Below are 4030 nucleotides of genomic sequence, written 5' to 3' on the forward strand. Positions count from 1 at the left end.
CGGGGGATCTTCCCCCGAACCCCGTCGGCCGTGTGGCCCGTCGGCCTCCCCCGGCTTCCCCCGGCCGTTCTCAGCCCCGGGCCCGGGCCGCCGCGCGACGGCGGGTCGCGACGACCGCGCCACCGCCGATGACCAGCAGCGCCAGCGCGCCACCCGCGACATAGGGAGTCGCGGAGCTGCCGCCGGTCTCGGCCAGATCCGGGTCATCGTCCCCCTGCGGGGCGGGGCCCTCGCTGGGCTTCTCCTGGGCCGGCTCCTCCGGCTTCACCGGCTTCTCCTCCTCCGGCGCCGCCTTCGGGGCCTGGCAGGTGGCCTTCACCAGCGTCACGGTGCCGTTGACCTCGGCGACATTGAGCTTCAGCGGGTTGACGGCGACCTTCAGCTCCAGCGCGGTCGCGGCGGCGGTACGGGAGGTGATCTGGGTACGGGACAGATCCAGCGTCACCTCGCCGACACCCGGAACCGTCACCGCCGTACGCCCGGCCGCCGAGAGTTCGACGTTCTTGCCGAGCACGCTGATCCGGCCGAGGACATTGGACTCCGCGACGGGACGCTTGCCCGCCTCGCAGACCGCCTTCGAGGTCACCTTCTCGACCTCGATCAGTGACAGCAGCGGCAGACCGGGGACATGGACCTGGGCGCGGGCGAGGTTGGCGTACCCCTCCGACCGCTTCTTCTCCGCCGTGGCCCGCGCGGTGGCGACCTGGGCGCGGAGCACCTGGAAGGGCTCGCCGTTGTCGACGCCGTCCAGACGCACCGAGAGTACGGACTTGTCCGCGCTGGCCGGGGCCTCCACCGCGTTCAGGGATGTGGTGAGCGGCAGGTTGACGGTCTTGTTGAGCAGGGAGATGTCGAGTCCGGTACGGAACACGACCGCGCTCGCCCTTCCCTCGCCACCGCCACCGGTGGCGTGCGCGGGACCGGCGAGCGCCAGCGGTGTCACGGCCAGCGCCATGGACGCGGTGGCGGCGACCGTGGTCGTGACGGCGGCGACGGCACGGCGGCGCGCGGGCATGCGGAAGGTGTTGCTGTTCAAGGGTGGAACCCCCACGGGAGACATGGTGTCGCGCACTCCGCCGCGAGGACTCAGGGGCGGTGGCGACCGGGACACCGGAATACTTGCGCACCGAGAGTGAACTCGCGGATACCTGCCGTGAGTTCACCCCAAAGGGGGGTTTCCGTGTCTGTATTCGATTTCTGGGGTGGGATGGGGGCGTGGTCCGGGTGACACGTGTGCGACGTCCGCGCCTGTGGGCGATTTCTCGCCGCGATCCGTCAACCTGCCGCCCCACCCCTCCACATCATCATCCGATCCCGCCCGCCCCCGCCCCGGGCCGGAGGGTCACCCTCCGTGCGGGCCCGGCCGCGGCGGGCGGGCCGGGGCGCGTCAGGCGAGGACGCGGCCGTTGAGGATGACGCGGCGCGGGGCCGCCAGGACGCGGACGTCCGCGCGCGGGTCCTCGCCGTAGACCACGAGGTCCGCCGCCGCCCCCTCCTCAAGACCCGCCCGACCCAGCCATGCCCTCGCCCCCCAGGTCGTCGCCGACAGGGCCTCCAGCGGCGGGATCCCGGCCCGCACGAGTTCGGCGACCTCCGCCGCGACGAGCCCGTGCGCCAGCGATCCGCCCGCGTCGGTGCCGACGAACACCGGGATCCCGGCGTCGTACGCGGAGCGGACGGTGTCGTAGCGCCGGGCGTGGAGCCGTCGCAGGTGGTCGGACCAGGTGGGGAACTTGGCCTGGCCACCGTCGGCGAGGTGCGGGAAGGTCGCGATGTTCACCAGCGTGGGCACGATGGCGACGCCGCGTTCCGCGAAGAGGGGGATGGTGTCCTCGGTGAGCCCGGTGGCGTGTTCCACGCAGTCGATGCCCGCCTCGACGAGGTCGCGCAGCGAGTCCTCGGCGAAGCAGTGCGCGGTGACCCGGGCGCCCAGCCGATGGGCCTCGGCGATGGCCGCCTCGACGGCGTCGCGCGGCCAGCAGGCGGTGAGGTCGCCGACGCCCCGGTCGATCCAGTCGCCGACGAGTTTGACCCAGCCGTCGCCGCGCCGGGCTTCCCGGGCCACGTAGGCGACGAGGTCGCCGGGCTCGATCTCGTGGGCGTAGTTGCGGATATAGCGGCGGGGCCGGGCGATATGCCGTCCGGCCCGGATGATCTTGGGCAGATCGTCGCGGTCGTCGATCCAGCGGGTGTCGGACGGTGAGCCCGCGTCCCGCAGCAGCAGAGCGCCCGCGTCCCGGTCGGCGAGGGCCTGCTTCTCGCTGGTGGCGGCGTCCACGGGACCGTGGGCGTCGAGCCCCACATGACAGTGGGCGTCGACGAGTCCGGGCAGCGCCCAGCCGGTGACGGTGACCGCGTCGGCGAGGGCCGGGGCGGGCGGTCGTTCGTAGGTGATCCGGCCGTCGACGGCCCATAGTTCATCCCGTACGTCCTCCGGGCCGACGAGCACCCGCCCCTTCACATGCAGCACCGTGTGATCGCTCATGTCCGCACTGTACGAGGGGGCGCAAGGCCCTGGGCACCCTCGCCCGGGGGAGGGGACAAGACCGGGCCGACCCCCCGATATCCTCCCGGGGAACCGGGATCCGGACCCGGACCACCGAGCGGGACCACAGATCCACGGCCGCGCGGATCACCGCTCGCGAGAACCGCTCCGGCGCCCTGACCCCCGACCCCGACCCGAAGAAGGCATCGCCGTGACACATCCGCTGCTGGACCTGCCCCCGCTGACCGCCGCCCGGTTCGCGGACATCGAGCGCCGGGTCGCCGCGCTGCTCGGTACCGAACAGGACGTGGTGATCACCCAGGGGGAGGCGCTGCTGCCGCTGGAGGGCTGCATCCGGGCGGGCGCCCGGCCCGGTTCGAGCGCGCTGAACGTCGTCACCGGCCCCTACGGCCAGACCTTCGGCGGCTGGCTGCGGGACGCCGGGGCGACCGTGGTCGACCTTGAGGTCCCGTTCCACACCGCCGTCACCGCCGAGCAGGTCGAGCGGGCGCTGGCGGCGAACCCGGGGATCGACTTCGTCTCGCTGGTGCACGCGGAGGCGGCCACCGGCAACACCAACCCGGTCGCGGAGATCGGCGAGGTCGTCCGGGCCCATGGCGCGCTCTTCATGCTGGACGCCGTGGCGTCCGTGGCCGCCGAGCCGCTGCTGCCGGACGCCTGGGGCGTCGACCTCTGTGTGATCGGCGCGCAGAAGGCGATGGGCGGACCGGCCGGGGTGTCGGCGGTCTCGGTGAGCGCCCGCGCCTGGGAGCGGTTCGCGGCGAACCCGGCCGCGCCCCGGAGGTCGTACCTCTCGCTGCTGGACTGGAAGGAGCGCTGGATCGACGGTGGCCGCAAGGCGCTGCTGCACGCGCCCGCGCAGCTGGAGATGCTGGCGCTCGAGGCGTGTGTCGAGCGGATCGAGGGCGCCGGCCTCGACACGGTGATGGCCCGTCACGCGACGGCCGCCGCCGCGACCCGCGCGGGCGCGGCGGCGCTGGGCGGGGGCCTGGAGCCGTATGTGTACGAGGCGAGGGACGCGGCCCCGGTGGCGACGACACTGCGCACCCCCGCCGGGGTGGACGCGGCCGCCCTGGTCGCCCGGGTGCTCGCCGTGGATCCGGCCCTTCCGCTGGTGGCCGGGGGCGGCGCGCTGGCGAAGGAGATGATCCGGGTGAACCACTACGGCCCGGACGCCACCCGCACCACCGTGTCGGCCTCGCTGGCCGCGCTCGGCACCGCGCTCGCCGGGAGCGGTGTGGCGGGCGTGGACCAGGACGCGGCGGCGAACGCGGTCGCCGGGGTGTACGAGGCGTAGGCCGGGCCGGGAGGCGCGTGACGCGTACGCACCATCAATGGCGTACGCGTCCCCTCAGGGCACTTTCGGCCACGGTCACGGTCACGGTCACGGTCACGGGAAATCATTCCTCCCTTTGACGCCTTTCGAACGCGCCTTTGATGTCCGCTTGACACTCACCCCGCCACAGCCGCCCGGCCGACAATTCAAAAAGCCCATGCAAAAAGGTGAACCGCTTCTACGGAAGC

The 4030-nt window shown here is 73.2% G+C and carries 3 protein-coding genes; 1 reads left to right on the top strand and 2 read right to left on the bottom strand.

From position 1 onward, the window contains the following. Nucleotides 1-70: 70 nt before the first annotated feature. Together ACFVIM_RS33560 and ACFVIM_RS33565 are read right to left on the bottom strand one after the other, a co-directional pair. Nucleotides 71-1036, bottom strand: coding sequence for an SCO1860 family LAETG-anchored protein (locus ACFVIM_RS33560; RefSeq protein WP_384309698.1), 966 nt, complete (start codon nucleotides 1034-1036; stop codon nucleotides 71-73). A gap of 351 nt (nucleotides 1037-1387) precedes the next feature. Continuing rightward, nucleotides 1388-2485, bottom strand: coding sequence for an amidohydrolase family protein (locus tag ACFVIM_RS33565; protein WP_384309700.1), 1098 nt, complete (start codon nucleotides 2483-2485; stop codon nucleotides 1388-1390). 211 nt (nucleotides 2486-2696) lie between these two features. Here ACFVIM_RS33565 and ACFVIM_RS33570 point away from each other — a divergent pair, with 211 nt between their 5' ends. Continuing rightward, on the top strand, nucleotides 2697-3803 hold the full coding sequence (locus tag ACFVIM_RS33570) for an aminotransferase class V-fold PLP-dependent enzyme (protein ID WP_384309703.1): 1107 nt from the start codon (nucleotides 2697-2699) through the stop codon (nucleotides 3801-3803). Nucleotides 3804-4030 lie beyond the last annotated feature (227 nt).

The sequence above is a fragment of the Streptomyces sp. NPDC057638 genome, assembly GCF_042800315.1.
In the GTDB taxonomy this organism is placed as follows: domain Bacteria; phylum Actinomycetota; class Actinomycetes; order Streptomycetales; family Streptomycetaceae; genus Streptomyces.

Coding starts and splice junctions, on each gene's coding strand:
- ACFVIM_RS33565 (WP_384309700.1), bottom strand. CDS start 2,485: ATGAGCGATCACACGGTGCTGCATGTGAAGGGGCGGGTGCTCGTCGGC.